We start from the raw sequence: 13,700 nt of genomic DNA, 5'->3' as shown, positions 1-13,700 counted from the left end.
GCTCCCCGATTTGCCCTCGTTTATAAGGAGAGTCTGTTCTGGGTTTGGCCCCTGTTGGGGCGGGTTGCAAACTCGGTCGGTGTGAGCCCGTTGAGGCTCGTGTGCGGTCGGTTGGTGTTGTAGTCGATCCTCCACTCTTCGATGATCCGGCGAGCCTCGTTGAGATTGGCAAACAGGTACTCGTTCAGGCACTCGTCGCGCAGGCGGCCGTTGAAGCTTTCGACAAAGCCGTTCTGCATCGGCTTGCCGGGCGCAATGTAGTGCCACTCGATCCCGAGTTCTTCCTGCCAGGCCAGGATCGCATTTGAAGTGAACTCGGTGCCGTTGTCGCTCACGATCATGCGTGGGCAGCCCCGGCTTTCAATGATGTGGCCAAGCTCACGCACCACACGCAGGGCGGTGAGCGAGGTGTCGACGACCAGACCCGGGCATTCCCGGGTGAAGTCGTCGACCAGGGTCAGGACACGGAAGCGCCGGCCACTGACCAGCGTGTCCATCACGAAGTCGAGCGACCAGCGCAGGTTCTGATCCTGCGGGATCGTCATCGGCGCCCGGGTGCCCAGTGCCCGTTTGCGGCCACCACGCTTGCGCACGCTCAGCCGCTCCTCCTTGTAGAGCCGGTACAGCTTCTTCCGATTGATCCGGACCCCTTGCCGAGCCAATAGCAGCCCCAGGCGACGGTAGCCGAAGCGGCGACGTTGCGACGCCAATTCCTTCAGCCGGGCTCGCAACGGACCATCGTCCGGTCTCGTCGGGGCATAGCGATAGGTCTTCGGTTGCAGGCCAACCAGCCCGCAGGCCCGCCGCTGCGAGTAGCCCTTCTCATCGATCGCCCAGGTCACAGCGCGTCTCCGCAAGCTGGGCGTCAGAAGTTTTTTCCGAGCATCTCCTTCAGTGTCGATGCGTCTAGCATCGACTCCGCCAGCAGCTTCTTGAGCTTGCGGTTCTCCTCTTCCAGGGCCTTCAGCTTGCGGCCGTCGGAGATCTCCATCCCGCCATAGCGCGACCGCCACTTGTAGAAGGTCGCATCGCTGATGCCGTGCTTGCGGCACAGATCGCTCGCCGACATTCCGGCAGCGTGTTCCTTCAAGACCTTGATGATCTGCTCTTCCGTGAACCTGCCTTTACGCATCGTCTGTCTCCTCGGTGGAGAACAGAACCCTAACTCAAAACCGGGGGCGTTTCAGGGGAGCAGGTCAGTGGCGACCTTCCGTATATCGCATACGTCATTTTGATAGGACTAACCTCGCTCGCCATCGCCGCGGTCGTAATATTTATGCAATGAGGTGGCCGTCCTCGTGTTCAGCCGCGGTGTCCGATGCCTCGGGATCTTCAGAGGTTCGGCAGCTCAGGGCCCACGGAGCTCAACAAGATGGATGGTTGGATAGTAACAGCGGCAAGGAAGATGGCGACGATGACGAAGAATTCGGGCACATAACTTGCGTGGGGGCCGTCGCCGATCCGGCGGAAGTGGTGAGGATGACCATCGCGGAATGCGGCGCAAAGGCCGCAATGCTCAACTGCCCAATCGAAGAGGAGCAGTTGCGAAGACTTGGCGTGAAGCCCGGCGAGCTTCTCATCGTGCACGATGACGAGATCAGTCCGACTATTTCGCACGCTCGTCGTCATTAACGCGGCACGTCTGATGTCGCTCAGTTGCGTCCGGTTCGTGACATTGTCGTCCGGAAAGCACCGCTCGCGCGAGTAGTTAGTCTGCACAAGGTATGAAAGCGCGCCGTTTGCCTCTCTGCGCAATGTGGCCGTCTGGCCCATTGATTGCTGAGCCAAGTATGGCTTGGTCGCTTATTGATTGAGGGCCAAGTCCTCACACCGTAACTCGTGCGGGCGGTCGTCAGCACCGCCCGCACGCTTTTCATGGTGGTGCGCACTATTTCGCCTCTCTTGCATCTTGAATGGCCCGCGAGTTGCTGAGAGCCAATTGGGCTTGGCTCCTCATAATTCGCGCGACCTCTATGAGATGGCCAAGTCTGCGCGGGGGGGCTCTCCTCCGTGCATCTTTTCATGCCATCGGAGGCACGGTGTGGAGATCATGCATGCCTGCGTTCGACGCAGCTGTTCGCTCTGCCGATCCCGACAAGCTCGCCGCACTGCGGGAGGCCGTGACGCGTTCGCGAAGGCGAGCACAGAACTCTTACGTAAACACCCGCTTACGCTCTTTAGGCTGCTTACGATCATTTCCGTTGCGGCGCATGAGGAGCATGGACTATGAGCATCAAGCTAGCTTCTCGAAGTTACACTATTCTCATCGCAGACGCAGCTGTATCGGTCGTTGAGGTGGTTTGCGCAGCATGGCGCGGACAACATGCCTTCTCGGACAGCAGCGCGAGCAGCCTGCGATCTGCGTGTGAAAGCGTGTCCCTTGTTCCCTTACGTTTATCTAGCACGCGGACTGCTGAGCTATGTATAGCTTGGTCGCTTACTGAATCTCTTGAGGACCAAGCATCATGCGTAACGCAACTCGTGCGGGCGGTCTCTCAGCTACCGCCCGCGCGGTTCCATCGTGGCGCTAGCCGCCATGCTCTGTCGAGGTCAGGCTACGACGGGCGAAAAGACTGGCTCCGCTTATCTCTACACTTGAAGTTCGTGACCGTCTGGCACGCGAGTTGCTGAGAGCCTTTTGGCTTGGCTGTTTATTTCACGCAACCCCAGCAGCCAAGCTTGGCGTAGCAAACTTCGCGCGGGCGGCTCCTCCAGACGCCCGCGCCTCTTTTCCTGGGTTTTACCGGTCTTCTGCAACAGGCTCGCTGGGGAGATAGTTCACATGAGCCGTGAAGAGGCTTTGGAAGGAGCCATCGCGGCGCTCGGAGATTGGTCCGGGGGAACGACCGAAACGAGCGTAGTTCTCGCGACGATTGCGCAGCTCACGGCGACTGGGCCGCCCCCTAGCCGGCCTCAAAACCAAAAGCTCGTTTCCCCGACTGACACTCACGATGGCTTTGTGGAGCGTGCTGTAATGGACCGGCTCAAATTCATACCGGCCTTCGAGGCCGCTATTCGCTCTTCCGCCCCTGAGAAGCCATCTGCACTCCGAGAGGTCATCCGCCAGCGCGGAGGCCCTGATGAGTTCGCGGTGACGAGCACTTAGCTCTTTAGGCTGATCAAGATCATATTCTCGCGGCGTGCACGAAGAGTATCGCTCATGAATGGCAAGCTGCCGCCCGCTCGTGGTCGCTTGGCTAGGGGCGGCTCGCGAGCAATGAAAGACAGCACGGGGAGCATCACTGCGGATGTTGGACCGACATCGATCGGCCCTATCGGCATCTTAATGACAGCGGTCCAACTGGCCGCGCACTTCAAGACCACGCCTCGAACAATCGCTCGTTGGGCTGAAGAGCCAAATTTTCCGTGCGCGAGCACTTCAGCAGGTGAGGTAATGTTGCTGTTAACGGACGTACAGGAGTGGAATCGCCAACGCCGACGCACCGCGCCGCGCTACGCTCCAAAGAGAAGACCATCGAGAAGGTGGTGGAAAAAGCTGGCCGCCGCCAGCGCCTCATTGCGGTGTTTTCCCGGCGATATCCGCCGCAGATCCGGCGATCGGCAGTTCCGCCGCTTGGCGCGCCCCTCTCGCCCAAGATGATCGTTCAGGCCGATGGCTCGCTAGCCCCTGCGCCCACTGAAGAACAAGAATCGAATGTAGCCGATTTTCATCAGTGACAGAATCTTAGTGCTGCCGTGTTTCGCCAGGCTGTGAATGCACTGCCGGCGGCATTGATCGCGTCGATAACGCGCTTCTCAGGTGCACCCAGCGTGTCTTTCGGCACGTAGTCCCGGGCCACCTCAACGCGGAGATCGGCCAGCCTTTTTCAAGCGAGCTTGTTCGAGCGACCGCCGGATGCCGATTTGGCTCCCTCATCCGCGGTCACTTTGCATCCGTTATAAAGTTGGAAAGTTCATCCAGAATGTGAGGGCGCCTCCGATGGAGACCACGGCCCCGAGCAGCCGGTGCGCGGCAGGAGAGAGGACGCCGATGGCCCTTGTTTCCATCGAAAATCGCGCGGCGGTTCGTATCATCACCTACGCAAACGCCCCGTTCGGCACCATGGCCGCTGCCGGGACGGCCGAGATGTTCCATGCAGCCGCAGCAGATTAACTGATTAGCGCCAACGCAGGCCTGCCGCGCAGAATAGAACGTTCTCATAGATGGATGATGGGCTATGATTTCTGCATCAATCGTTCCCGAGTTATCCAAAAGATCCACGAAATCCCAGGAGAGCGTAACCGTACGAGTGCGCTCCTCCACATGGAAGTAAATTGGGAGGCTACCTATATGGCCTGCTCGTACACGCAACCGAGGACCCCGGCGAGCGGCCTCGATCACGATAAAATCGAGCGGGCCAGTACATGCATTTCTGGTAGTGCTGACGAAACTGATCCGTAGACGCAAGGGCTATTACGACCGAATGAACGCCATAGTTTTCCAAGTCGGCTATTTTCAGAGTGGCCTTGAGCATTTGTTCCTCGACTTAAACGTTACCGCCTCTCGTGTGAGAGGCGGTAACGGAGTGAAGAATGATCTTAAAGGTAGCCTTCGTTAGCGCTGTCGTTAGGGAGGGGCCCTTCGGCCCCACAATAGTGGGAGGTGGCAGCACCGGTAAGAGGAGGTCAGTTGTATCGGGCCGCGATGGCCGCTTAGACGTGTCTGCAGTTGCGCTCTTCATGTCTGTTCCTAGCGTGATCGGGCTTCTCGTCGTGTGGCGCGGCAGCGTGTCGGGCCACACTATAACTTCTCTCATGTGAGAACCCGGGCGACAACCTACCAAGATTTGGCGGGGTTGGATGACGGTGCTGGACAAAACTGGGTTGGAGTCTAGTAACGGTAAACGGCAGCAAATTCCACAGAGCCGCATCTTTACGTGAGATCGTATGGAATCCAGATCGCAAGGCCATGTCGGCTCTCTCAGTGTAAGCAAAGCCCCATTCCCTGGATCAACCGCAGATCAGGTCAACGACAGCGCATTGTCGCCGGTTTCCGAAATTCTGCATGCGTACTGGCGATCCGATCGGCGCTTGCTTCTCATCGTTGCCACAGTGGTGCTGATCTCCAGCGCGAGCAGCGTCGCAGCCCCCTATGTATTTTCGAGTCTCATTGATCGTCTCCCGCGGGGGGAAGGCATGTCGGCGCTTGCCTGGGGATTCGCCGGCTATGCGGTCCTGCTCGGCATAGCCTCCGCATTGCAGCGCATGCTGCAGTATCTTTCCTTCATGACAGCCGAGAACCTGGGCTTCATCGCTGCAACTCGCTTTTTCGATCGCATTCTGAGAAAAACCTCGGCCTTTTTTCTTGAGCACAATCCCGTGGAGATACAGAGTGCGGCCGCGCGCGGGTGCAGCGGGTTGACGACGTTGGTCCAGCTTGGAATTATGATATTCATCCCGGCTGCAGCGCAACTTCTGCTTACGCTCGCGACTCTCGGTGTGCTCGTCAATATCCAAGTCGCTGCAATCGTCCTCGCTTATGGGGCTGTCGCGATTACATTGGGGTGGAATTCCACGCGTCGGGCGCGCGTGTTTCTGGACCGGGCCATCGAAGCCGGACAGGAGAATGCGCGTTTCGTCGGCAACGTCATGAACTCCATGGACACGTTGCGCCATTTCGGCAGTCATTCCTGGATGAGTCAGCGCTTTACGATGAAGGCGCGGGAGGTGCGCGATAACTGGCGAGCCTACGTGTTTCAACGATTGGCCTACATAGCCGTGCTCGGCTTAGCCATCGCGCTACAATTTGCCGTCACACTTCTCCTTCTAATGCCTGAATACCGGGCCGGTGCGGTCACGATCGGCGATATTGTGCTATTCAACACGCTTCTACTCCAACTCAATACGCCCTTCGAGATGGTCGCGCGCGCGATCTCTGACGCGGCGCGGTCGCGAGCCGACCTCATTCCTCTCGCCAGACTGTGGGTCGCACCAGAAGAGCGGCGAACATCTCATGCTCATGATTTCACGCCCTCCGCTGGCCAGCTATCCTTCGAGGGCATTCGGTATGCCTACGACAACGGTCGTGGCGTTACGAATGTCTCGTTTCTGGCTAGGCGCGGCGCCATTACCTTCCTTGTCGGCGAATCCGGATCGGGGAAGTCGACAATATTCAAGCTCGTCCTGAAATCGATCGAGCCAGACTGCGGCCGTATTCTGGTCGATGGAACCGATATAGCGACCATCGATCACACGGATTGGTATGCCGCAGTTGCTATTGTGCCGCAGGACGTGATGTTGCTCAATGAGTCGGTAGCCGACAACATTCTGCTAGGACGGCCCCGCGACGAGGTGCGCCTTCGCGGTGCGTCGGAAAAAGCCGCAATTCTCCGCATTATCGAGGCTCTGCCGGAAGGATTTGAAACAACCGTTGGAGAACGCGGTTTGAAGCTTTCAGGCGGGGAGCGCCAGCGTGTTGCTATTGCCCGCGCGCTCTATGGCGAGCCGGCGATCCTTCTTCTCGACGAGGCCAGCTCCGCGCTTGACGAACGAACCGAGCGCGACATTTTGGACCGTATTCGCAGCCTGGCGGAAGATGTGACCGTGCTGGCAATCACTCATCACAAAGGCGTCATTTCTACAACCGACGTCGTGGTCGAGCTGACCGACTGCGGTTTGTCCTTGACCTAGGCGAAGGGGATAATCAGCCCGGCGCATTGATTGTCTGCACTGTAGGCGCATTGCTGGACGAGATGCCTTCGCAATTGCAAGAAGTGGCCCACGCAATTAAACGTGTCAATCGTGCATACGATGACGTAATTGCGGTCAGCGCCTGCGGCTCAAAACGTCAGCTATCTTCAAGCCTTCCCGCAAGCTCGCGAATCGGAGGGGACTATGAAGCAACCGCCAGCCTGTTGAGCTCGTCGGATAGCAGGAGAAGGTATTTTTCGAAGCGTTCGGCTCTTTGGTTGGGGACGAGCGCTGTCACCATTTCCTGGAGGTCCTGTCCGACGACGGGTACGATTGACAGCACCGATCGCGCTTCGGCGGTCGTGACATCGGCGGCTCGTTCCCAAGTCTGGTTTTTCTGAAACGCCCGGGTGTTCTGTCATGACGACGATACAACCCGAACGGGCGAGCGAACGCACCCCCGAAAGGAGATGGATTTTTAGGTGCAGGCTGACCGCGGGTTTAGGAACCCGGACCGAAACAGGCTGGCGATCGATCGGCGTCGATTGCTGCCGAAAGCGCGGTGAGCCTTGGCGGGCGCGCTGGACCCTCTGGTTTGGCAGAAGGCCAAAAGATTTCTTACGAAGTCAAAGTCGCCCCCAAGCGAGCAAAAGCAGCGCAGAAAACCTGCGGGTCTGATCACGTCCGCCTGTGATAGATCTCCGGCAACAATCGCTAAGACGAACAGGCTGCGTTCTTTTCAGAGAGGACGCAGCGAATTAGGAGTGCGGCACGTCTTTGGACTGACCATGTTCGCCGTCTTTTGCGTCTATATCCGCGTCGGGCTTTCGATCCTAAGTGCAGTAGGCCACGGCAGCACGGCTTGCAGGTTCGTTGTCCGCGCTTTCGGCAGGAGCTTGAGCAATTCGGGTTTGATAAAGCCGAGCGGCCGAGCGCAGCCGTGTGCACGAAAACCCAAGGAAGAGCGCGCGGTTTCGTCGCGCCCTGAGTAGGCAATGACTGTTGCAAACGTCTAGGTTGTATGCAACCGTAGACTTGGGTGTCAGAAACCCGAGATAGCATCAGTGGCCATCAATGGGCTAGCGTATAACAGCCCCGTTCGGTGGGACGGTGCGCCCATGTCGAAGGGGCACCCCAAAAGCACATTGGCCGTTCAGGATTACGGTTTCTGAACCGCCGGCAGCCAGTCCGCTACCGGCATCAGAGCTAAAAGCAAAATCCATGAACCATCAGCGAATCTCGCGCCGTGGCGATCGCTCGCGTCTGCAGTCTCAAAGTGTTGCACGACAACGAAACATCTCAGCAGAGAGCCGACCGGTTGCTGGTGCCGCACAAGCGGCGTAACGGCATCGTCAACTTAATCGACCGCCGAGCTGAAGGAGGCGCTTCTTAAAGATTCGAGATTCAGCCATTGTGCTTGTCGTCTCGCACCAAGTCGCAAAGGCTCGCTCGCGCGAAGCGACGGCAGTGACGGCTCCCCATGCGAGCCAACAAATAAGCCCGCTAGCCTCTCCGGATTTGTTAGCGATCTGTGGACGCTCACATTGCTGTCGGCCGCCAAAGACGATCTTGGCGGGGTTTCCTCGGCAAGGCGGTTGATACCTTGGTCCGGCGAGTGTCGCCCACGTGTGGATTCAGGATCACTCGCCGAGGAGCTTCGACAATACAACGCCGCTCGCTTGAAATGATTCGACCGGCGTTGGCTCCCAGCCCCGCGAAGGTGATGCAAAATCCCGACAAGGATGGGTCAGCACAAAGCGTGCCAAGGTTCATGTCTCAAACTGGAACTTTGTAGAACTGCGGGAGTCAATTCCTGGCTCTCAACCCCTTCACTACGCTCAACAGATGGAAAGCCCAACCAACTGAGCTGACGCCATTTAGTGTTCTTCGCGCTGGGACCCTCTGACTCGCGCGGAGCAGGGATTTCCTGTCTCTGGGGCTTCGGGTTCTGTCGCGTCCTTCCAGCAGTTGATGTCGCAATATGGTGCAGGCCCGGAACGTGTTGGAAGTTCAAACCAACCCGCCGGGGAGGGCGGCTGCGCTTCGGTGACAACGTCAACCGCCTGTCGACCCGTGCGGACTGGTTTTCGATCCGGCGCGTCTTTTTTCTTTGGCTGGGCCGACCTGACTCTTCTGGCAGGGGATTTGTGCCGGGCTTTGAAGATTATCTAGAAAGCGCCGGTCCGTAGCGGCTGTTGGTTCCAACCAACAGCAGGGATGAAGAGTGCTGATTCCGCTCGATGTCGCCCACCATTCCGGAATGATCTCGCCCACCGTTCCGATTTGATGTCGCCCACCATTCCGGGATGATGTCGCCCGGGGTGACGAGGCCTCTTCTGGCTCCGATACGGTCCCGCCTTTCGGCTTTGCGAAGGGGGACCTGGATGCCGACGGAGAGGTTTGCGATGCGCCGTGTGCGCGATGTGATCAGATTGAAGTCGGCCGGGATGCCGACCCGCGAGATTGCGCGGCGGGTCGGCACGGCCCCTTCGACGGTGCGGTTGACGATCCGCCGGTGCGAGGCGGCGGGGCTGACCTGGCCGTTGCCAGGCGACGTCACCGACACGGTGCTGGAGGCCCGGCTGTTCGCCAGCGCCGGAGGAGGTCCGGGCACCCGGCGGGGCCATCGGCGGCAGGCCGAGCCGGACTGGGCGGCGGTGCATCGCGAGCTCAAGCGCAAGCACGTGACGCTGTCGATTGTGTGGGAGGAGTACATCGCGGGCGAACCCAGCGGGTATCGCTATTCGCGGTTCTGCGAGCTCTACCGGGCCTGGGAAGGCCGGCTGTCGGTGACGATGCGCCAGTCGCACGCGGCCGGCGAGAAGCTGTTCGTCGACTATGCGGGCGACGGCGTGCCGGTGGTGATCGACCGGCTCACCGGCGAGCGGCGCGCCGCGCAGATTTTCGTCGCGGTGCTCGGCGCATCGAGCGTCACCTACGCGCAGGCGACCTGGACGCAGGGCCTCGCCGACTGGATCAGCGGGCACGTCGGCGCCTTCGAGGCGATCGGCGGCGTGCCGGCACTGCTGGTGCCGGACAACACCAAGGTCGCGGTGATCAAGGCCTGCCTCTACGATCCGCAGATCAACCGCAGCTACGCCGATATGGCGGCGCATCACGGCACCGCCATTCTGCCGGCCAGGCCACGACGGCCACGGGACAAGGCCAAGGTCGAGCAGGCGGTCCTCATGGTCGAGCGCTGGCTGCTCGGACGGCTGCGCCACCGGATCTTCCACAGCCTCGCCGAGGTCAACGCGGCGATCGCCGAGTTAATGACCCGGCTCAACGAGGAGCGGCCGATCCGGCGGCTCGGCGTCACCCGCCGCAAGATCGACCGGCCGGCACTGAAGGTCTTGCCGGAGAGCCCTTACGTGTTCGCCGAGTGGCGGATCTGCCGGGTCAGCATCGACTATCACGTCGAGGTCGAGGCGCATTACTACAGCGTCCCGCATCGCTTCGTCCGCGCCGAGGTCGAGGTGCGCTTCACCGCCCGCACCGTGGAGACTTTCCACAAGGGCGAGCGGATCGCCGCGCATCAACGCGTGAGCGGCAACCACAAGCACACGACCGTGCCGGAGCACATGGCCTCCAGTCATCGGCGCTACGCCGGCTGGACCATCGAGCGCATCCGCAAGGATGCCGCCACGATCGGGCCGGCCACCGCGGCGCTGTGTGATCTGATCCTGGATGAACGCACACACCCCGAGCAGGGCTTCCGCGCCTGCCTCGGCATCATCCGGCTGGCCCGCTCCTACGGGCAAGAGCGGCTCGATGCCGCCGCCATGCGGGCGATCGATATCGGCGCGCGCACTTACGGTTCGGTCAAATCGATCCTCGCCAACAATCTTGATCGGCGTCCTTCACCCAAGCGCTCCGCGGACGACGCACCGATCCTCCATCCCAACATCCGCGGGCCGCGCTACTACAATTAGGAGATCACGCCTTGCTCACCCATCCGACCCTCGATCAGCTCCATCAACTCGGCCTTCACGGCATGGCCAAGGCCTTCGCCGACATCGAAGCCGGCGGCGAGGCCGCCAGCCTCGGTCACGCCGAATGGCTTGCGCTCTTGCTCGAACGTGAAGCGTCGCTGCGACGCGACAAGCGACTGTCGAAGCGGCTTCAATATGCCAAGCTGCGCCAGCAGGCCTGCATCGAGGACATCGACTATCGCACCCCGCGCGGCCTCGACCGCAGCCTCTTGACGATGCTGGTCGAAGGCCAATGGATCACGACCACGCCAATCTTTTGATCTGTGGCCCGTCCGGCGTCGGCAAGAGCTGGCTCGCCTCGGCGCTCGGCAACAAAGCCTGCCGCGACAATCGCTCCGTGCTCTATCAGCGCGTCCCGCGACTGTTCAGCGATCTGGCCTTGGCGCGCGGTGACGGCCGCCACCCCCGCCTGCTGCGCGCGCTCGGCCGCGTCGATCTCCTCATCCTCGACGACTGGGGTCTCGAGCCGCTCGACGCCGCGGCCCGCCACGACCTCCTGGAGATCCTCGAGGACCGCTACGGCCACCGCTCCACCATCGTCACCAGCCAGCTTCCCGTCGATAAATGGCACGCGCTGATCGGCGAGCCGATGACTTCATGATGCCTCCTTCTTCGAACGCTTGGTGCGTCGTACCCGATTGCGAAGCTGACGGATTTGGTCGTCTGAGAGCTCGATCTGCCATGGCTGGCCTTTGGCTAACTGACGACCTGCCAGCAATTCCCGCGCGAGATAATCGAACACCGTCTGCGGGGTCACTCCAAGCTCAGCCGCTGCGCCCTGAATTGAGAAGCTTCCATCGGGCCAGCGCATCGGATTCTTGTCCACGCCGTTGATTTTGACGGTGGGAATGCCCCAGCGGGTACGCAACAGCCAGACATTCTCGCCTTTGAAGGCGCAACCTCGAGCCGCGACGAAGCCTTCCTGATTGAGTATTGCCGCGATCTCGGCATCCATTTTGTGTTCAGCATTCAACTCGACGATCCGTTGCCGCAACCGATCAATGTCGATGTAATCACGGTATGTCTGAACGCGCCGTTGCACGTGATGCTCGCTGGTTGCACCGGTCTGCCAGACGATCTTGAGCCACACCTGACCTCGGGTCCGCTTCTGATCAAGAACGACTTCGCGGATCACAAATCGCAGAATGCGCTTGCGATCGGCTGCCGACGTGGTGGCCGCGTTCCAAATCCGCGGCAGGTTCTCGCCGAGCGCTTGTAGCCCTGCGCATTCCGCCGGGCCAATCAGAAGCGGCTCTTGCCCGCGCCAACGCGCATGCTCCTGCTCGACCGCCTCTGCGACACGCAGCCTCTCTTCCCAAGCCCGCTCAAGTGAGCGCGCCACAAGACGGTTCTCGGGCTCTACGGCGTCATACTGGCGCCGAGCGCGCTCGGCCTCGTAGCGGGCGCGCTCCACGCGAAGCGCCCACTGGCGCTCGAGCTGACGGCTCTCCTGCTCCAGTTGGCCCGCGGCTGCGAGTGCGATCTCAATCTGATCCGGCACCAGGGCGTCGAGGACTATCCGCTCGACCAGCGCGTCAACCGCCAAGGCCCGGACTTCCTGGCACATTGCACTGCCTTGCTGGTCCCGATCCGAGCGGCAGCAATAGACCGGATAGTCGGCATTCGGGCCCGTGTAGCGCATGCTCATGCGCCGTCCACAACGACCGCAGACCGCAATTCCTTGTAACAGGGCTGCCCCCTTGCGCGGTACGCCAGAGTGACCTGCCTCATAGCGGCAGACGTTATCTGCCAATCGCCCCTGGTTGGCCATGAACTCCTCCCAGCTGATATAGCCTGGGTGAGCGGCGTGGAGGCAAACCGCCCAATCCGCGATCGCTACCTTGACCGTTCCCGTCAGCGATCCCCGCCGGCATCGGCTCGGGTCCTTTTGCCGGCGGCCATAAACATACGCCCCAGCATAGGCCGGATTCTGAAGGATATTAAGGACGCGTGTGCTATCTGGCGCACGCCAGACGATCTCGTGTGGAGCAGGTCCAAGCAGCGGCCGAACCGGCAAGGACAATCCATTCCTGTCCAAGTAGCGCATCACACGGCGCGCACTTTGCAGTTCCCGGAATTTAGCAAATACGAGATGAAGACGGGCGCGCACCTCCTCATCCGGATTGAGAACAATTGTGCCCGCTCGATCGTAGGCGAGCCCGGCCGGCAGCGGCAGCCGCAGTTCGCCCCGCGCCGCCTTCTGCCGTTCCCCTTGGTGAAGGCGCATCCGAAGCTGATGCAGCTCCGCCTCGCTCATGATGCCGGACAGGCCCAACAGCAGGCGGTCGTGATAGGCGCGCGGATCGTAAAGCCGCTCGCCATCCGCAATCAGCACGCCAAATACCGAGCACAGTTCGAGAAGCTGATGCCAGTCCCGGTTATTGCGGGCCAAGCGCGAAGCGTCGAGACTCACCACGAGACCGGCGTTGCCAAGGCCGATCTCGGCAATGAGCTTCTGGAAACCATGACGGTCCACGCCGCCAGCACCGGATTTGCCCAGATCCTCGTCAATCACCTGGACGCGCTCGGGCGGCCAGCCCAGACCGATGGCGCGATCGACAAGGCGGTACTGCAGCTCGGTGCTCTCCTGATGCTGGCGCACCTGGTTCACGGATGACTGCCGCACGTAGACATAGGCCAACTTGGCTCGGTGAGCCGTCGTGAGCCGCTCGTCAGCGACGGTCGAGCTGATCAGCACGACCCAGTCCCCTTCCGGGCGTGCCGGGGATCGCTTGCATTCGCCGCATCAGCGCGGCGATCGTTTGAGCAATCTGGGTTTGCGTCGCGGTCGACAGATTCGGCCAGAGGCGCGGAATGTCGGCCATCGGACGGCCGGATGGATTTGCCAACGTTGGCAGGGGTCGATACGCAACGCGACCTGGGAGCGGTCGGTGGGTCATCGCGAATCACCTTCTCGTCGAGAAGGCTCAGACTCGCGCTCAAATGTTGCATCAATGGGATCAGCGTCCGTACACTGATGCGCGGCAGGTCGGCCGCGTTCGGGCGGAAAGCGATCGACGTCTCGGTAAGATCCGTCGACGCGATCCGAACCCCCCGCCGCCGTCCGTCCGGCAGCGC

8 protein-coding genes and 1 pseudogene are annotated in these 13,700 nt (G+C 60.7%); 5 read left to right on the top strand and 4 right to left on the bottom strand.

Annotated features, from left to right (window positions below):
* Positions 1-20 precede the first annotated feature (20 nt).
* Both HAP47_RS36415 and HAP47_RS36410 read right to left on the bottom strand, forming a co-directional pair.
* Positions 21-1,132, bottom strand: a protein-coding gene (locus tag HAP47_RS36415) for an IS3 family transposase (protein ID WP_173643866.1) whose coding sequence is annotated in 2 segments (ribosomal slippage) — positions 21-877 and positions 877-1,132 — 1,113 coding nt in all. Because the reading frame shifts where the segments join, the coding sequence is not laid out codon by codon here.
* Positions 1,133-1,332: 200 nt separating this feature from the next.
* Entirely contained in the window at positions 1,333-1,773 is a 441-nt protein-coding gene (locus HAP47_RS36410) for a hypothetical protein (protein WP_173643867.1), read from the bottom strand.
* A 1,647-nt stretch (positions 1,774-3,420) separates the two neighbouring features.
* Between HAP47_RS36410 and HAP47_RS36405 the strand changes: the two genes are divergently transcribed.
* The 5 genes and pseudogenes from HAP47_RS36405 to istB form a co-directional block, all read left to right on the top strand.
* Positions 3,421-3,678 carry a hypothetical protein gene (locus tag HAP47_RS36405; RefSeq protein ID WP_173643868.1) on the top strand — a complete coding sequence of 86 codons (258 nt, stop codon included), beginning with the start codon at positions 3,421-3,423 and terminating at the stop codon, positions 3,676-3,678.
* A gap of 313 nt (positions 3,679-3,991) precedes the next feature.
* Positions 3,992-4,114: a hypothetical protein gene (locus tag HAP47_RS41425; RefSeq protein ID WP_256459633.1), complete on the top strand. Its 123-nt coding sequence runs from the start codon at positions 3,992-3,994 to the stop codon at positions 4,112-4,114.
* 773 nt (positions 4,115-4,887) lie between these two features.
* Complete coding sequence (locus HAP47_RS36400) at positions 4,888-6,630, top strand: ABC transporter ATP-binding protein (RefSeq protein WP_173643869.1); 1,743 nt, start codon at positions 4,888-4,890, stop codon at positions 6,628-6,630.
* Between the two features lie 2,405 nt (positions 6,631-9,035).
* A complete protein-coding gene (gene istA / locus HAP47_RS36395) occupies positions 9,036-10,562 on the top strand; it encodes an IS21 family transposase (protein WP_173643966.1) in 1,527 nt (508 codons plus the stop codon).
* Positions 10,563-10,573: 11 nt separating this feature from the next.
* A pseudogene (istB, locus tag HAP47_RS36390) lies at positions 10,574-11,211 on the top strand (IS21-like element helper ATPase IstB); the annotation flags it as partial.
* 6 nt (positions 11,212-11,217) lie between these two features.
* Here the strand turns inward: istB and HAP47_RS36385 are convergent.
* Entirely contained in the window at positions 11,218-13,320 is a 2,103-nt protein-coding gene (locus HAP47_RS36385; protein ID WP_173643870.1) for a recombinase family protein, read from the bottom strand.
* Entirely contained in the window at positions 13,295-13,447 is a 153-nt protein-coding gene (locus HAP47_RS36380) for a hypothetical protein (protein ID WP_224497196.1), read from the bottom strand. Before HAP47_RS36380 ends, HAP47_RS36385 begins: the two co-directional genes overlap by 26 nt.
* Positions 13,448-13,700 lie beyond the last annotated feature (253 nt).

Origin of the sequence: Bradyrhizobium sp. 41S5, assembly GCF_011516665.3 — a bacterium.
Taxonomy (GTDB): Bacteria; Pseudomonadota; Alphaproteobacteria; order Rhizobiales; family Xanthobacteraceae; genus Bradyrhizobium; species Bradyrhizobium quebecense.
This window is presented reverse-complemented; position numbering and strand designations above follow the sequence as displayed.